The sequence below is a fragment of the Streptomyces gossypii genome, from assembly GCF_025165795.1.
GTDB classification, from domain to species: Bacteria; Actinomycetota; Actinomycetes; order Streptomycetales; family Streptomycetaceae; genus Streptomyces; species Streptomyces gossypii.
Map to the genome: position 1 here is coordinate 170,202 of NZ_JAJAGO010000003.1, position 14,856 is coordinate 185,057.

13 protein-coding genes are annotated in these 14,856 nt (G+C 70.9%); 11 read left to right on the plus strand and 2 right to left on the minus strand.

The window, feature by feature from the left end:
- Positions 1-8 precede the first annotated feature (8 nt).
- Positions 9-1,289: a M14 family zinc carboxypeptidase gene (locus tag LHJ74_RS07210; protein WP_260216708.1), complete on the minus strand. Its 1,281-nt coding sequence runs from the start codon at positions 1,287-1,289 to the stop codon at positions 9-11.
- Between the two features lie 554 nt (positions 1,290-1,843).
- Here LHJ74_RS07210 and LHJ74_RS07215 point away from each other — a divergent pair.
- The 7 genes from LHJ74_RS07215 to fbaA all read left to right on the plus strand — a co-directional run bounded on the left by LHJ74_RS07215 (position 1,844) and on the right by fbaA (position 10,352).
- Positions 1,844-2,932 carry a HesA/MoeB/ThiF family protein gene (locus LHJ74_RS07215; RefSeq protein ID WP_375546681.1) on the plus strand — a complete coding sequence of 363 codons (1,089 nt, stop codon included), beginning with the start codon at positions 1,844-1,846 and terminating at the stop codon, positions 2,930-2,932.
- 601 nt (positions 2,933-3,533) lie between these two features.
- Positions 3,534-4,067 (plus strand): DUF2617 family protein, encoded by a 534-nt coding sequence (locus tag LHJ74_RS07220; RefSeq protein WP_260216710.1) that lies wholly within the window; start codon positions 3,534-3,536, stop codon positions 4,065-4,067.
- A 95-nt stretch (positions 4,068-4,162) separates the two neighbouring features.
- Positions 4,163-5,878 carry a spermidine synthase gene (locus LHJ74_RS07225; protein ID WP_260216711.1) on the plus strand — a complete coding sequence of 572 codons (1,716 nt, stop codon included), beginning with the start codon at positions 4,163-4,165 and terminating at the stop codon, positions 5,876-5,878.
- Between the two features lie 81 nt (positions 5,879-5,959).
- Positions 5,960-6,994 (plus strand): SRPBCC family protein, encoded by a 1,035-nt coding sequence (locus LHJ74_RS07230; RefSeq protein ID WP_260216712.1) that lies wholly within the window; start codon positions 5,960-5,962, stop codon positions 6,992-6,994.
- Positions 6,995-7,710: 716 nt separating this feature from the next.
- The gene (locus LHJ74_RS07235) at positions 7,711-8,535 is read left to right on the plus strand and encodes an aldose epimerase family protein (RefSeq protein WP_260216713.1); all 825 of its coding nucleotides are present in this window, start codon (positions 7,711-7,713) and stop codon (positions 8,533-8,535) included.
- 52 nt (positions 8,536-8,587) lie between these two features.
- Positions 8,588-9,127 (plus strand): orotate phosphoribosyltransferase, encoded by a 540-nt coding sequence (pyrE, locus tag LHJ74_RS07240; RefSeq protein ID WP_260216714.1) that lies wholly within the window; start codon positions 8,588-8,590, stop codon positions 9,125-9,127.
- A gap of 202 nt (positions 9,128-9,329) precedes the next feature.
- Complete coding sequence (gene fbaA, locus LHJ74_RS07245; RefSeq protein ID WP_260216715.1) at positions 9,330-10,352, plus strand: class II fructose-bisphosphate aldolase; 1,023 nt, start codon at positions 9,330-9,332, stop codon at positions 10,350-10,352.
- A gap of 155 nt (positions 10,353-10,507) precedes the next feature.
- On the opposite strand, the gene LHJ74_RS07250 is transcribed toward fbaA, so the two are convergent.
- The gene (locus LHJ74_RS07250) at positions 10,508-11,101 is read right to left on the minus strand and encodes an RICIN domain-containing protein (protein ID WP_260216716.1); all 594 of its coding nucleotides are present in this window, start codon (positions 11,099-11,101) and stop codon (positions 10,508-10,510) included.
- Positions 11,102-11,265: 164 nt separating this feature from the next.
- Between LHJ74_RS07250 and LHJ74_RS07255 the strand changes: the two genes are divergently transcribed.
- The 4 genes from LHJ74_RS07255 to LHJ74_RS07270 all read left to right on the plus strand — a co-directional run bounded on the left by LHJ74_RS07255 (position 11,266) and on the right by LHJ74_RS07270 (position 14,850).
- Positions 11,266-11,679 carry a DUF3151 domain-containing protein gene (locus tag LHJ74_RS07255; protein WP_260216717.1) on the plus strand — a complete coding sequence of 138 codons (414 nt, stop codon included), beginning with the start codon at positions 11,266-11,268 and terminating at the stop codon, positions 11,677-11,679.
- A 168-nt stretch (positions 11,680-11,847) separates the two neighbouring features.
- A complete protein-coding gene (locus LHJ74_RS07260) occupies positions 11,848-12,708 on the plus strand; it encodes a tryptophan 2,3-dioxygenase family protein (protein ID WP_260216718.1) in 861 nt (286 codons plus the stop codon).
- 181 nt (positions 12,709-12,889) lie between these two features.
- Entirely contained in the window at positions 12,890-14,140 is a 1,251-nt protein-coding gene (gene kynU / locus LHJ74_RS07265; RefSeq protein WP_260216719.1) for a kynureninase, read from the plus strand.
- Positions 14,137-14,850, plus strand: a complete 714-nt coding sequence (locus LHJ74_RS07270; RefSeq protein WP_260216720.1) for an alpha/beta hydrolase family protein — start codon at positions 14,137-14,139, stop codon at positions 14,848-14,850. The genes kynU and LHJ74_RS07270 overlap by 4 nt, the downstream gene beginning before the upstream one ends.
- Positions 14,851-14,856: the final 6 nt, after the last annotated feature.

The window sequence follows — 14,856 nt, forward strand, 5'->3', positions numbered from 1 at the left end:
GTGCCGTGTCAGATCGTGAGGCGGTCGAAGAGGGCGAGGACGGTGCGGGCCTGCAGGGTGACCTGGTCGTCGACCGGGACCCAGCGGGCCTGGAATTCGGATTCGAATGCCGCGCACCACTGTGAGACGAGGCCGTCCAGCTCACGGCGCAGGTGCGCGGCGCGCGGGCCGGGGAGCGGGCCGAGGGCGGTCAGCGCCATCGCGGCGGCGCGCAGCGGGATGCGCCAGGACACACCCGCCAGCGATACGAGATGACCGGCGGTGTGTACGGGTGCGGGGCCGCGGGCGGGCACGCGGGACAGCTGGTCCCAGTCGGCCGCCAGTCCCGGGCATACGCTGACAGCCGCCCTCGCGCCGCGCAGCACCGCGCTGTGCTCGACGTCCACCAGTTCGCCCACGGACTCCAGCAGTCCCGCGACCCGGCGGCTCCGGTGGCGCAGCAGGCGGGCGCAGTGGCGCATGGCGCGCCGTGGGGAGTGGGCGGGGGAGGAGTCGTCCACCAGGTGGCTGGCCCACATGGGCGCTTCGATGACGGCGGTCATTCCCCCGTACCGGTGCGGCCTGTACCAGGTGGAGCGCGCGGCGTCCTCTTCGAAACTGGCGAATCGCTCGGGTATTCCCGGCTCGGGCATGACGAATACTCCTGGTCCGGAACTGCGCCAGAACATCGTGTCAATGCTCCCGATCTCCAGCGGGATTCCCAGATCGGCAGCCGCCTTACTGAACGGGTCGGCGAGTCCGGGCAGGTCCCGGGTCAGCTGGACCCAGCCTCCGCCCACGTCGTTCGCATGCAGGGAGCACTGGAGAAAGGGGCGGATCTCGTCGATCAGTTCGATGAGCGCGCGGCTTTCCGGCAATTGCCGGGCGGTGCCCGTGTGAATGGACGGCGCCCATTCCGGCTGCTCGTGTCCGACCGGCCGGAAGAACGGACGGTAGCCCTCGTTGAGTGTGTGCCCGCGGGGCACGAAGGTCTCGTTCATTCGCGTGCCGTCGGGGTCGAGGCAGAGCAGGAAGTGCCAGCGGGAGTCCCGCTCGCCGCCGTGCAGTGAGCTGTCGCCGACGATGCGGGTTGCCAGACTGAGGGCGGTCGCACCGCCGACGCGTTCGTTGGCGTGCGGTCCGGCGACCACCAGGACGTTCCGCCGGCCGTGCCCCACGGACAGCAGCAGGAGGTCCTCACCCAGACGCGAACCTCCCACCCGGCGCAGGGCGCACAACTGCGGGTGACGGATCGTCAACAACCGTGCTGTGGCGTAGATTTCGGAAACCGAGGGGTAGTCGTCGAACACGGCGGAACCGCGCTCGGCAGGGATGTCGCTCAGCAGGGCACTGCCTCGCTTCTCTGCGTGGACTCACGGGGTGACGGGTGACAGGTGTGACGGGTGACGGGATGGCTGGGTGACGGTGGCGGAGTGACGGGCCGGGTCGGGGAGGTGGGGTGGAAATCGCCGCGTGACAACGCCCGCGTGGCAACTGCACGCGGGCGCGGCGTGAGTGTCGCGATTGACGGTCAGCTGTTGCTGGTACCGCTGAGGCCGGTGGTTTCCCGCTTCTCCAGCGGTCGGATTTCTATTCGATGTGCCATGCGGACTTCCTTCCCTCCTGCTCGCAGTGCCGTACGCGTGGCGTCGTACACGGGGCGCCCTATGCGGGATGCGGAAGACGGAGTGCCGTATACGCCGATCAAAAGTACGAATAATGCGCACGGAATCTGGGCAGGCGCGAATTCTACGGATAGTACCGTGCCAGTAGTCCATGGCAACGACGCCCTGTCAAGGGTGGATTTCGGCCGTAAAGGGGGAGCGGTGTGTCGGTGACGATATCGACGATAGGACAACCTCGGGTGAAGCCCGAGCACCGGCCGTATCGGACGGTGGATGGTCATATCCGGATCGGTAGTGTGATCTTCGGAATCGGTGCCGAAGTCCGGGACCCGGAAGGGTGGATATGGACCCTCACCGAAGCGATGGACGGGTTCCGTTCCCCCGGCGAGGTCGTGACCACGGTGCTGGCACGGCATTCCGGTCTGGCCCGAGAGGAGGTGCTCCAGGCGATGGACGACCTGTTGCAGGCGGGCTTTGTCGAGGATGCCGCGGTGCCCTTGCCGTCCGGCCTCACCGAGCGTGAACGCACCCGGTACGGACGGGGGGTCGCCCTGCTGCGCTGGATGGATCTGGCCCCGCGGGCCAGCGCGTGGGAGCTGCAGTTACGACTGCGCGAGTCGCGCGTGCTGCTGGTCGGAGTGGGCGGCACCGGCGGCGTCGTCGCCCAGAGCCTGGTGGCGTCCGGGATCGGCGCGCTGCACTGTGTGGACCCGGACGTCGTGGAGCTGTCCAACCTGAACCGGCAACTCCTCTTCCAGGAAGCCGACATCGGGCTCCCCAAGGTCGAGGCCGCAGTCGCGAGACTGCGGATGCTCAACTCCGACGTGACCGTCACGGGCGAGCGGTTCTGCGTACGCGGTGCGGACGACCTCGCCGCCCTGCTGAGCCCCGGCTACGACCTGCTGGCGCTCTGCGCGGACCGGCCGCCCGAGATCCGGGGCTGGGCCAACGCGGCCTGCCTCAAGGCGGATCTGCCGTGGGCCGAGGGGGGCTATCGCGGTCCGCTGGTGTCGGTGGGCGTGCATGTGCCGGGGCGGGGCGCATGCTGGGAGTGCCACAGGGCGGGCGAGATCGAGCGCCGTGACCTGCGGCTCGGCCCCGATCAGGATGAGGAGGCGGCTTCGCCGCGGATGCCGTGGAACCCGGTCAACGCGGTCACCGCGGGTCTCTCCGGGAGCCTGCTGGCGCATGCCGCGCTGGCGCTGATCACCGGGGCGCCGCCGATGGAGCCGGGATACCGGCTCGGCTTCAACCTGATGGTGCCGGGTGAGCCGGTCACGGAACGATTCAGCCGGCGCCCCGACTGCCCCGCGTGTGGCGGCTGGTGACGGAACGTCGCGAGGTGGAGGACTCGGCGGCCCGAGGATGATCACGGGCCCCGGGGGTTGCAGGCAGCGCGGGTGGGGAACACTCCGTCGTACTCGCCGTCTCTGACGGTGAGGTCGTGGCCGAAGACAGGGGGACGCCATGGCCGGGGTAATTTTTCTCGTGATCTTGATCGTACTTGTGGTGATGTCACTCACGGGGTTCAGCAGTGGATCTCGCGGCGGAGGGCGCTTTTCCAGTGGGAGAAGCCCGGCCAGAGGCGATGACGATGGCTGGGGTGCCGACGGCGGCAGTGGCGCCGACGGAGGCTGGGGTCACGGAGGCGGCTGGGGTGACGGCGGCGGGGGCAGTGGCGTCGGCGGAGGCTGGGGTCACGGAGGCGGCGGCAGTGGCGGCGGTGGTGGCGGCGGTGGCGACGGTGGCAGCTGATTCGGCCACGCGCGGATTTCGTAATCCTTAATCCGCGCCGTTGAGTTGAACGTTTGAGCAGCCTTGCCCTCGGGGGGATGGAAACCCCTGCGAAGATGGGAAAACCACTATGGGCTCGGCGCTTTTCGTGATTCGGTGAATCCCACCCTCAACTGCGTCTTGCGGAGCCGGTCCATGCTCACTTCTCTCAAGACTGCCTACAGCGACACCCGCGCGGGCGACCTCGCCTGGGCGCTGGGGCGGGAGCCGTTGCCCGCGCTGGCATCGCTCGATCTCGAACTGTCCGGAGTCAAGGTGCAGTTGCGGTTACTCGGCGCCTCTCATCAGGTGCTTCTCGATGAGGGCGACCGCTTCCGCTCCGAGACCGTCGCATGCATGCCCGGCAGCAGTTCGCCGCTGCCGCTGGGCGTGTCCAAACGAATAGGGGAATGGGAGTACGAATTCGCGGCACGTGTCGAAACCCTGTCAGCGGGGTCGTTCCTGGGGCGCGCGCAGGAATTACTCGCGCTGGTCGCCGACCATCCCAACGGACTGGCCGGCACGTTCCCCGGCAGCCCCACGGCTTTCACCGCGTTGCTCGTGCAGCAGCACGACGGTCAGGTGCACTGGCGTACCTGGCATTCGTACCCACAGGAGGGGAAGTTGGTGTCGACCCGTACGAGGGTGGGTGTACGGGTGCGCGAGGGGCGGGAACAGGTGTTGGTCTGAGAACACCCGAAGGAGGCGGAATCTCCGGTTTCCCTTCCGGATAGTACTCGTGTGGGTGACCAGGAGTACTCGGGTGGCGACGTAGCGTTATCGGCATGATCGATCGCCCCTTCAGTCCTGCAAGGCTGCCCGTTCCGGCCGGGATCGGGCGGGCCGCAGTGCTCGTCTCCGTCTTCGTCTGCGCCGCCTGCGGGCTGGTGTACGAGCTGGAACTCGTGGCGCTCGCTGCCTATTTGGTAGGGGATTCCGTCACCCAGGCATCCGTCGTGCTGTCCGTGATGGTCTTCGCCATGGGTCTCGGCTCGCTGCTCGCCAAGCGGCTGCGCTGTCATGCCGCCGTCGGCTTCGGCGTGATCGAGGCGGTGCTGGCGCTGATCGGCGGCGGCTCCGCGATGGCGCTCTACGCCACCTTCGCCTGGTTCGGGGAGTCGCGTTGGGCGCTGATCGTCTTCTCGATAGCCATCGGGATGCTGATCGGCGCGGAGATGCCGTTGCTGATGACGCTCATCCAGCGGATCCGCGCCCAGGACCCGGGCGTCGCTGTCGCCGACCTGTTCGCCGCCGACTATGTGGGCGCCCTGCTGGGCGGGTTGACCTTTCCCTTTCTGCTCCTGCCGTTCTTCGGACAGCTGACGGGCGTCCTGCTGACCGGGGTGGTGAACGCCGTGGCGGGGGGTGTTGTCGTCCTCTGGCTCTTCCGGCGCGATCTGAGCACCCGTGGCCGCTGGTCCCTGCTGGCCGTCAACGGCGGGGTCGTCGCACTGCTGCTCATCGGCACTGCTTTCGTCGCCTCGTTCGAGCGGGCGGCCCGCGAGGCGATGTACGGGGAGGATGTGCGGGTGGCGATGCGGACGGAGACGCAGGAGATAGTGCTGACCGGAGGCATACCGACGCCGAGAGCCGCGGACGGGCACCCCGGCCTGGAGACGCACAGCGCCGGTGCGGGAGGAGAGGGCGGCGGTGGCCGCTCCGTGCCGCGCCGGACACCCGGGGCCGCACCCCCGCTCCGGCTCTTCCTGGACGGGCGGCTGCGGGTGTGCTCGCTGGACGAGGAGCGCTTTCACGAGGCACTGGTGCACCCCGCGATGGCCGGCGGCTCGCGGGCGCGAGTGCTGATCCTCGGCGGCGGAGACGGCCTCGCGCTGCGTGAGGTGCTGGGTTACCAGGAGGTGCGCTCGGTGACCGTCGTCGCCCGCGACCCGCAGCTCGTGTCGCTGGCCCGCACCGATCCGGGCCTCTCCCGGCTCAACGGCGGCGCATTCGGCGACCCGCGCGTACAGGTGCGTACGGGGGATGTCTTCGGCTGGCTGCGGGAGCGCGCGCCCGGCCGGGGCGGAGCGTTCGACGTGATCATCTCGGCGCTGCCCGATCCCGGGATATCCGAGAGCACCAAGCTGTATTCGCGGGAGTTCTACGGGCTTGCCGAGCGGGCGCTGACCGAGCGCGGCCGCCTTGCCGTGCACGCGGGCGCGCTCACCAGCCGCCCCCGCGATGTCTGGACGGTGGAGGCCACACTCCGTTCCGCCGGACTGCGTACGACGCCGTACGCCGTCGACGGCCGGGTCTCGGGCTACCAGGCCGGGCCGGACCACGCCATGCGCGGGCGAGGGCCGCGTCCACGGGACTGGGGCCTCGTGCTGGCCGCGCGGGGGAAGGAGCGGCCACCGGTGCGGTTGGCGGCGGCCGGGCGCGCACCTCGGGCGGCGGCCGTCACCTCGGCTTCGCTGCGTGAGGCCGTGGAGTGGGCCCGCCGCGAGCGGATATCCGGCCTGCCGCCGTCTTCCCTGATGCATCCACGCTTCCTGGACTGACCGGAGGGGAGCGACGCGGGTGGTGCGGGTGTTGCGTGTGATCGGGCGCATGTACGGGGCACGGTGGGTAGGCTCCGGCCTATGGAGCATGAGGTGTACGTTCCGTTTCCCGTCGGCTCGGTGCGCGAGGCGCTCGCCGACCGGGTGCGCGTGGCGCGCAGTGTCCCGGGCTTCCAGCAGGCTGCGGCCGAAGGCCGCGGGGACGCGGTCGAAGGGCGGCTGCGCCTCCGCATCGGCGGCTCGACGATCACCTATCGCGGCGAGCTGAAGATCACCGCGCAGGGCGACGGCTTCAGTGTCAAGGCATCCGGCGCGGAGGTGCGCGGCCAGGGAGCCGTGCGGCTGGTACTGAAGGTGGTGCCGAGACCGTCCGCCGACGGCGAGGGCACCCGGCTCGTCTGTTCCGGCAAGCTGTCCGGAGACGGGCGGATCGCCGAGTTCGAGGAGAAGGTGACGGCAGCCGCAGGCCGGAGACTGCTGGACCGTTTCGCCACGGCGCTCACCGAGCGCATGCGGAACGGGTCGGGCGCCGGGTCGGAGACGCGGGCGGCGGCCGGGATCGGTGAGCCGGACGACAACGATCGCGCCATCCCTGGGATTCCGGCCCCGGAGAAGGGCGAGCAGGACCGTTCCCGCAAGGAAGACGGCAAGGGCAAGGACGACGGGTCCGCCGACGCGGAAGCCCGTCCCGGTACCGACGGCGAGGAGGACACGCCCCGATCCGCCGAAGGCGGCCCGGCCGACAGCGAAGCGACGCCGGGTGTCTTCGGGACGGAGGTCCCGCCGCCCTCACTCGACCCGCTGGACTCCGAGGACGGCCTGGTCGACGAGGTGGATGGCCAGGGCGGCCCTGAGGACGCGGATGACGACGCCGACGGCGAGCCCGTCGACGACGGCGAAGGCCGTCTGACAGCCGAGGCCGCGCATGCTCGCCGCACCATGATCGGCCGCAGCGCCGAGGAGGTCGACCACGCGCCGCCGCGCGGACGCTACGCCCCGGTCCCCGCAGCGGACTCCACGGCGGCGGCGGCCACGCTCCGCTGGGCGGCCCCCGCCGCCGCACTGGTGGTTGCGGGCGCGGTCATCCTCGGCCGGGCACTCCGCCGCCGCCGCTGACCGGTGCACAGCACTCGGGCGGTCGGCCAGTCCCGGACCGACGGGCCGTGCCGTGCCGTGAGCCCGGCGCCTTGGCGGGCTCTCCCGCCGCCTGCGCCGCCTGCGCCGGTGGTCGCGGTGGTCCTCAGGCGGGCGCTGCACCGCCGCCGCTGACCACCGGCGTGCCGTGGGGTGCGGCCGCGCCTGGCGTAAGGCCGGGCAAGGGCCGAAGTGCGGCTCCCGTCCGGCCAGTCCCGGATCGGCGGCTTGGCCGTCAGCTCGCCCGCCGGGGGCCGGCTTTCCTCACGGCGCCGCACCGCCCTGCGCCATGCCGCCGGACCGTGCTGCACCGGACCGCGCCGCACCGCCCTGCGCCATGCCGCCGGACCGTGCTGCACCGGACCGCGCCGCACCGCCCTGCGCCATGCCGCCGGACCGTGCTGCACCGGACCGCGCCGGACCGCGCTGCGCCGTGCCGTGCCGCACCGGACCCTGCCGTGCTGCGGCGTGCCGGTTCGCGACGCCGGACCGTGCCGCGCTGCGCCGTGCCGTGCCGCACCGGACCGGGCCGTACCGCACCGGGCAGCGCTGCGGCGTGCTGGTCCGTGCCGCCGCACCGCACCGGACCGCACCGCTGCGTGCCGTGCCGCCGTACCGCCGCCGTTCGGGCGGCCGTACGCGGCTGGATCGTGGCTGTCGCTTCGGTTGATGCGGGGGACACCGCATAGGCTCGTGCCATGACCGATCACGCCCCCGCCCAGCGGGTCCTCCTGCGCGCCGCCGATGCCGAGTTGGCCGTCGAGCCCCAGCACGGATGCCGTCTCTCCTCGCTCCGGGTCGGGGGTACGGAGCTGCTGCGCCAAGGGCAGCAGTACGGCTCGTTCGTGATGGTGCCGTGGTGCGGGCGCACGGACCGGGGCCGGTTCCGCAACGGTGGCGAGCTGCATCAGCTTCCGGTCGACTCCGGCGCCCACGCCATGCACGGCACCGTGTACAAGGCCGCCTGGCGCACCGTGCGTGCGGATGAGCGTTCCGCCGCCTTCACCTGCGACCTCACCGATCCCTGGCCCTGGGAGGGGCGGGTCACCCAGCTCGTGGAGCTGGCCGAGGACGGCGCCTCGCTCACCCTCACGCTGGGAGTCGAGACGCTGAGCGACTCGTTCCCCGCGCAGGCGGGCTGGCACCCCTGGTTCCTGCGGAACCTCGGGAACGGCGGTGAGGACGTGCGCATCGGCTTCGACGCCGAGTGGCAGGAGAAGCGCGGCGAGGACTATCTGCCCACGGGCGAGCGGATCGACCCGCTCCCCGGCCCCTGGGACGACTGCTTCGGTATGCCGCAGGGTGTGGACGTCACGCTGACCTGGCCCGGAGAGCTGGAAGTCAACGTCGCGAGCCGTGCCGAGTGGGCCGTGGTCTACGACAAGCAGCCCGAGGCCGTGTGTGTGGAGCCCCAGTCGGGCCCGCCGAACGGCCTCAACACACTGCCCCGTTTCGTCACCCCCATCGAGCCGCTGGAGATCGCGACGACCTGGAGCTGGCGGTCGGCCCCCTCGCCTGCCTGACTGACGTGGCGCAGCCGCAGTCGCGGGCTGCCGCTGTCATAGGCTCACCCCCATGAGTGATGTGCGCGCAGAGCTGCTCCAGCAGATCAAGGACAAGGCCGTGGTGCACGGCAAGGTGATCCTCTCCTCCGGGATCGAGGCGGACTTCTACATCGACCTGCGCCGGATCACCCTCGACGGTGAGTCCGCGCCGCTCGTGGGGCAGGTGATGCTGGACGCCACCGCCCATCTGGAGTACGAGGCGGTGGGCGGTCTGACCTTGGGCGCGGATCCGGTCGCCGCCGCCATGCTGCACGCCGCCGCCGCGCGCGGGCGGAAGCTGGACGCGTTCGTCGTACGCAAGGCGGGCAAGGCCCACGGGCTTCAGCGGCGCATTGAGGGGCCGGACGTCGCGGGCCGCCGGGTGCTGGTCGTCGAGGACACCACGACCACCGGGAACTCGCCGCTCACGGCGGTGCAGGCGGCCCGGGAGGCGGGCGCGGAGGTCGTCGCGGTCGCCACGGTCGTTGAGCGTTCGGCTGCCGAGGCGGTACGGCAGTCGGGGCTGCCGTACGTCCATCCGTATGATCTCGCCGACCTGGGGCTGAACTGAGCTTCTGAGCCAGATCGTTCCACGTGAAACCTTCCTGGCCCTGCCTCAAGGCCCTTGCGCACCGCTCGTGATCTCGTGAACCGGCGTCGGGCACAGGGACCGCATCTGGGAGGATGACCCCGACGATGACGTCGTTCCCCGTTGAGCCCTAGTTGAGCCGTAACAGAGCCGACACGCATTCGCATACCTGAGGAGCGGACAGATGCCCATCGCAACCCCCGAGGTCTACAACGAGATGCTCGACCGGGCGAAGGCGGGCAAATTCGCCTACCCGGCCATCAACGTCACCTCCACGCAGACCCTGCACGCCGCACTGCGCGGCTTCGCCGATGCGGAGAGCGACGGGATCATCCAGATCTCCACCGGCGGTGCGGAGTTCCTGGGCGGCCAGTACAGCAAGGACATGGTGAGCGGCGCGGTGGCGCTGGCCGAGTTCGCGCACATCGTCGCCGAGAAGTACCCGGTCAGTGTCGCGCTGCACACCGACCACTGCCCGAAGGACAAGCTGGACGGTTACGTACGTCCGCTGATCGCCGTCTCCAAGGAGCGGGTGGACGCGGGCCGCAACCCGCTGTTCCAGTCCCACATGTGGGACGGCTCCGCCGAGACCCTCAAGGACAACCTGGCGATCGGCGAGGAGCTGCTGGCGGCGGCCGCCGCCGCCCGGATCATCCTCGAGGTCGAGATCACCCCGACCGGCGGTGAGGAGGACGGCGTCACGCACGAGATCAACGACGAGCTGTACACCACCGTCGACGACGCACTGCGTACGGCGGAGGCGCTCGGCCTGGGCGAGAAGGGCCGCTACCTGCTGGCCGCCTCCTTCGGCAACGTGCACGGCGTGTACAAGCCGGGCAACGTCGTGCTCCGTCCCGAGCTGCTCAGGGACCTTCAGGCAGGCGTCGCCGAGAAGCACGGCAAGCAGGCCCCCTTCGACTTCGTCTTCCACGGCGGCTCGGGTTCCACCGCGGAGGAGATCGCCACCGCACTGGAGAACGGCGTCGTGAAGATGAACCTCGACACCGACACCCAGTACGCCTTCACCCGCCCGGTCGTGGACCACATGTTCAGCAACTACGACGGTGTGCTGAAGGTCGACGGCGAGGTCGGCAACAAGAAGGTCTACGACCCGCGCAGCTGGGGCAAGGCGGCCGAGAAGGGCATGGCGGAGCGCGTCCAGAAGGCCTGCGCCGACCTGCGCTCCACGGGCACGCGACTGAAGTGACCGCCCTGAAGTGACCGGCCTGACGTGACTGGCCCGAAGTGACTTGCCTGAAGTGATCCGGTCCGGCCCGGCACCCGAGCGGTGCCGGGCCGGACCGCGTCCGAAGGTGTGCCGGGGTGCCGGGGTGCCGGGGTGCCGGTTCGCCGGGGCGCCGGTCAGGCGATCCGGTTGTGGAAGACCTGGTTCAGGTAGTCGCCCGCCGGTGAGAGCACGAGGGGCTGGTCGTTGTGGCTCGGCACGGCGTCGGGTGTGATCGCCAGGGTGGTGTCGATGTAGGGCCGCAGGGTGAAGCCGTCCACGACGCCGGTGTCGGTGGGGTAGAGCATCCACCACTGCTGCTTGTTGGAGTGCCTGCACGCCTTGGTCGCGATCAGCCTCCGGCTCTCCACGCTGGACGGGTGCAGGCAGGCGTCGCCGTCACCCGCGTTGCTGATCACGTAGGTGTTCGTGGCGACGCGCTCGTAGACCCACTTCTCGCTGTCCAGGATGACGTCGTCGTGGTCCTCCCAGATGTCGACGATGCCGGTGGGGGTGGGGGAGAAACCGTTGGGCGTGATGTGCTCGCCCGTCTGCACGTGGTCGATGAACACCTCTTCTCCGACTGGCACGGGGGCGGCGTGGGCGGGCGGAGCGGCGAGGCACAGGGCGGTCAGTACGGCGGGTGCGAGCAGCGCGACGGCCTTCTTCATCAGATCTCCCTTGGCGAGAATGTGCGGTTCCGTGAACGCGGAGCCAGGGGAAAGGATCAAGGAAGCCGCCTGCCCATAACAGAAGAAGCAGAGCATTTCACTCGAAATAGTCACAAAAGGGGTGGAGTCGCTCACCGTCTGCCGCGAAGCGCCCCACGGCGCCCCACGGCGCTCCCCGGGGGTTGCCGGGTCATCCGCCGCGCGGGACAGGCAGACTGGGACACATGTCCACACACGAGAACCTTCTCGGGGGTCCGCCCCCGACTCACCTGCCCGACGACCCCGAGCCGCGCGAGCTGCTCGCCTCGGGCACCTCACCCGCCGAGGTGGCCGCGCAGTACCCGACCTCCTCGCTGGCCTGGGCCCGGCTGGCCGACGACGCCTTCGAGGGCGGCCGTGTCGTCGAGTCGTACGCCTATGCCCGCACCGGCTACCACCGGGGCCTGGACTCGCTGCGCCGCAGCGGCTGGAAGGGCCACGGCCCGGTTCCCTTCGAGCACGAGCCGAACCGCGGCTTCCTGCGTGCCCTGCACGCTCTCGCGCGGGCGGCGGAGTCGATCGGGGAGCAAGATGAATACGAGCGCTGCAGCACGTTCCTGAAGGACAGCTCGCCCACGGCGGCGGCGACCCTGTCGTAGCGCGGGCGCGGGCGCCCGCACAGCCTGCAGGGGCTTGTGAGGGACCGGCCGCGTCGCCGATGATGCTCCTGGGGCCGCGGTCACATACTGCGGACCCAGGGGACCGGGGCTCCACTGCCGTACGGAAGGGGCGGACCGCTACCCGGCACCCACCGTGAGGAGACAGCGATGTCCCAGCACCCCCATGAGCGCATGCCGGCCGAGGCCGCGGAGGACTCCGAGCAGGCCCCCGGCCTCGACTTCGAGGGCACCACGCCGTACGAGGACTACGTCCAGGCCGACGTCCTCACCCACCTGCAGCACCCCCTCTCCAAGGACCCGGGCGAGATGGTCTTCCTCGTCACCACCCAGGTCATGGAGCTGTGGTTCACCGTGATCGTGCACGAGTGGGAGACCGCAGCCAAGGCGCTGCGCCGGGACGACCTGCCGGGCGCCTTCGCCGCGCTGAAGCGGTCGGCGTACGAGCTCCAGTCGCTCAACGCCTCCTGGGAGCCGCTCGCCCATCTCACCCCCGTGCAGTTCAACGCCTACCGCTCCGCCCTCGGCGAGGGGTCCGGCTTCCAGTCCGCGATGTACCGCCGGATGGAGTTCCTGCTGGGTGAGAAGTCCGCGTCCATGCTGGTGCCGCATCGGGGCGCCCCCCGGGTGCACGGCGAGCTGGAGAAGGCGCTGCACGAGCCGAGCCTCTACGACGAGGTGCTGCGCTATCTCTCCCGGCGTGGCGAGGACGTCCCGGCGGCCGCGCTGGAGCGGGACGTCACCCGGAGGTACGAGCCCGACCCTGCGGTGGAGGCCGTCTGGGCGAGGGTCTACACGCACGATCCGGAAGCAGAGCTGGTCCGCCTCGGGGAGGCGCTCACGGAGGTCGCCGAGCTGGTCTGGCGCTGGCGCAACGACCACCTGGTGGCCACGCGCCGGGCCATGGGCTCCAAGACCGGCACGGGCGGATCGGCGGGCGTCGCCTGGCTGGAGAAGCGTGCGGCGAAGAACGTGTTCCCCGAGCTGTGGACGGCCCGAAGCCATGTCTGAGCCCATCCGCCCGGCCTCCGGCGTGGGCCGTCCCCTTTCCGGCCGCCCGGCTGCGAGCCCGTCGTCCGCGAACCACCCTGCGTCTGGGCACCTCGGGTCGGGGCACCTCGGGTCGGGGAGCTCCGGGTCTGAGAACCCCGCGCCGGCGCCCCGCCCGCTGCTGAGCCGCCCCTCGGCGCCGGTGAACGGCCCGCTCGCCGCCGAAGCCGCCGCGCTCGACAGGGCCGACGTACTCGCCGCCAAGCGCGCCGAGTTCGTCCTCGACGAGGACACCGTCTATCTGGACGGAAACTCCCTCGGCGCCCTGCCCCGCGACGTCCCGGCCCGGCTCGCCGACGTCGTCGCCCGCGAGTGGGGCGAGCTGCGCATCCGGTCCTGGGGTGAATCCGGCTGGTGGACGGCGCCGGAGCGGGTCGGCGACCGCATCGCCCCGCTGGTCGGTGCCGGACCGGACCGGATCGTCGTCGGCGACTCGACAAGCGTCAACGTCTTCAAGGCGGTGGTGGCGGCCGTCCGGATCGCGCGGCAGGACGATCCCGGCCGCGACGAAGTGCTGGTCGACGAGGCGACGTTCCCCACCGACGGCTACATCGCCGAATCCGCCGCCCGGCTGACCGGCACCAGACTGCGCGCCGTCCCCGCCGCCGTGCTGCCGTCGGCCCTCGGGCCGCGTACGGCCGTCGCGCTGGTCAACCACGTCGACTACCGCACCGGCGAACTGCAGGACCTGCCGACCCTGACGGCGCTCGCGCACGACGCGGGCGCCCGCATCGTGTGGGATCTGTGCCACAGCGTGGGGGCGCTGCCTGTCGGACTCGACGCGCACGGCGTCGACTTCGCCGTCGGCTGCACCTACAAGTACCTCAACGGCGGCCCAGGGGCGCCCGCCTTCCTCTACGTGCACGGCGACCTTCAGCCTCGCTTCGACTCGCCGCTGCCCGGCTGGCATTCGCACGCCGACCCGTTCGCCATGTCCTCCGGCTACGTCCCCGCCGAAGGCGCGGTGCGGGGCAGGGTCGGCACTCCGGACATCCTCTCGATGCTCGCGCTGGAGGCGGCGCTGACCGTCTGGGACGACGTCGACCTCGCGGCCGTACGCCGGAAGAGCCTCGCGCTCGGCGACTTCTTCCTGCGCTGCGTGAGCACGTATGTACGGGCAGGCCGGGTCAGCAGTGTCACCCCGACCGAGCGGGAGCGTCGCGGCAGCCAGATCTCCCTGCGTTGCGCCGGGCCCGGCACGGGAGCGGGCACCGGAGAGGGGGTGGAGGCGGGTGAGCTTTCGGCGGCCGAAGTCATGGACGCGCTGATCTCGCGGGGCATCATCGGAGATTTCCGGCACCCCGACGTACTGCGCTTCGGCTTCACCCCGCTCTACACTTCGTTCCTGGATGCGGAGCGTGCGGCGCGCGCGCTGGGGGAGGTCGTCGGTTGAGCGATGATACGGAGTGGGACGCGCTGGCCGGGCTGGCACCGGTCGCACCAGAGCGCACCGTGCGGTACGGGCAACACCCCTCACAGGTCATCGACCTGTACGGGCAGGGGAACGGCCGGCGGATCACCGTGCTGCACGGCGGCTTCTGGCGCGAGAAGTACGACCGCGGTCATCTCACCCCGCTCGCCGCCGCGCTGGCCGGACACGGGTATGCGGTGGAACTCGTCGAGTACCGCCGGGTCGGCGGTGGCGGCGGCTGGCCGCAGACGGTGGAGGACATCGACGCCGCACTCGAAGCACTGGGTCCACCGCCCCATGTGCTGCTTGGTCATTCGGCGGGTGGTCAGCTCGCCCTGTGGGCGGCGGCCAAGCGGGAGCGGGCGGCGAGCGCCCGCATCCTCGCGGTGTCTCCGCTCGCGGATCTGCGGCGGGCGCACGAACTCCGCCTCAGCGACGAGGCGGTGTCGGAATTCCTCGGGGGTGAGGAGGAGCTGGTCTCCCGGCTGTCGGATGCGGATCCGATGAAGCTGATGCCCCGGGTGCCGGTGGAGATCCTGCACGGCACGGCGGACCGCATCGTGCCGGTGGAGCTCTCCCGCCGCTACACCACGGACTGGGGCGCCCGGCTCCACCTCCTCGCCAGCGGGCACTTCGCGCCGGTCACGCCGAACACCCCGGCGTTCGGGGTCCTGTTGGACTCCCTCCGCTGAGGTACT

Bases quoted from the DNA above. Each gene is read 5' to 3' on its own strand.
- LHJ74_RS07220 (WP_260216710.1), top strand. From the start codon at position 3,534: ATGCTCACTTCTCTCAAGACTGCCTACAGCGACACCCGCGCGGGCGAC.
- LHJ74_RS07225 (WP_260216711.1), top strand. From the start codon at position 4,163: ATGATCGATCGCCCCTTCAGTCCTGCAAGGCTGCCCGTTCCGGCCGGG.
- LHJ74_RS07230 (WP_260216712.1), top strand. From the start codon at position 5,960: ATGGAGCATGAGGTGTACGTTCCGTTTCCCGTCGGCTCGGTGCGCGAG.
- LHJ74_RS07235 (WP_260216713.1), top strand. From the start codon at position 7,711: ATGACCGATCACGCCCCCGCCCAGCGGGTCCTCCTGCGCGCCGCCGAT.
- pyrE (WP_260216714.1), top strand. From the start codon at position 8,588: ATGAGTGATGTGCGCGCAGAGCTGCTCCAGCAGATCAAGGACAAGGCC.
- fbaA (WP_260216715.1), top strand. From the start codon at position 9,330: ATGCCCATCGCAACCCCCGAGGTCTACAACGAGATGCTCGACCGGGCG.
- LHJ74_RS07255 (WP_260216717.1), top strand. From the start codon at position 11,266: ATGTCCACACACGAGAACCTTCTCGGGGGTCCGCCCCCGACTCACCTG.
- LHJ74_RS07260 (WP_260216718.1), top strand. From the start codon at position 11,848: ATGTCCCAGCACCCCCATGAGCGCATGCCGGCCGAGGCCGCGGAGGAC.